The sequence below is a fragment of the Aureimonas endophytica genome (genome assembly GCF_014642635.1).
GTDB lineage: Bacteria > Pseudomonadota > Alphaproteobacteria > Rhizobiales > Rhizobiaceae > Plantimonas > Plantimonas endophytica.
On record NZ_BMIQ01000035.1, the window covers coordinates 1 to 876 of the forward strand.

An 876-nucleotide genomic window follows, 5' to 3' on the forward strand; every position below is an offset into this window, starting at 1 on the left:
ATACAGACCACCTGTATAGGTTCCAGTACCACTTAAAGTTACTGCTTGTGCAGCAGCTAGAGAAGTACAAAAAGGAGTTGCTGCATATGAGATAGTAGCTGTAGGAGGATTACAATTAGCTGCAGTACAAGTTGCTGTGCTAAAAGTAAAACAAGCACCAACACCACCAGTTGGAGTTAATGTAATAGTTACCGAATCACCTGGAGTTAGACTATTTACAGTATAATTCAATACATTTCCGATGGCTCCAACGTTTACCAAAGGATTAGCATTTACTTGATAAGAGACTGAATAACCAGTAGCTCCTGCGACTGCAGTCCAAGTAAATTGTACAGAAGTAGTGGTAGATATTCCGCAATTAACAGTTGGAGATAGAATAGGATTAATAGTTACTGAAGTAGTTGCCACAACGGCAGCACAACCTCCACTAGCAGCAATAGTATATGTAACGGTATACGTATTTGTAGTAGAAGTCGAAGGTGTAATAGCACCCGTTGCAGTATTAATAGAAAGCCCAGCAGTAGAGGAATACACACCACCTGTATAAGCACCAGTTCCAGTTAAAGTCACCGCTTGTAGGACAGCTAGAGAAGAACAAAAAGGTGTTCCGACATAACTAATTGTAGCTGTAGGCAATGGCGTAATAGTTACCGAAGTAGTTGTAGTTACAGCAGCACATCCAGCACTAGCAGCAATAGTATAGGTAACGGTATACGTATTTGGAGTAGAAGTCGAAGGCGTAATAGCACCCGTTGCAGCATTAATAGAAAGCCCAGCAGTTGATGAATAGACACCACCAGTATAAGCACCAGTCCCTGTTAACGTCACCGCTTGCGCAGTAGCTGTTGAAGAACAAAATGGAGTTGCATAAGATAT

Annotated in this window: 1 pseudogene; it reads right to left on the reverse strand. The window is 41.6% G+C overall.

Annotated elements, in window-relative coordinates:
• Positions 1–876, reverse strand: a pseudogene (locus tag IEY14_RS25695) (hypothetical protein); the annotation flags it as partial.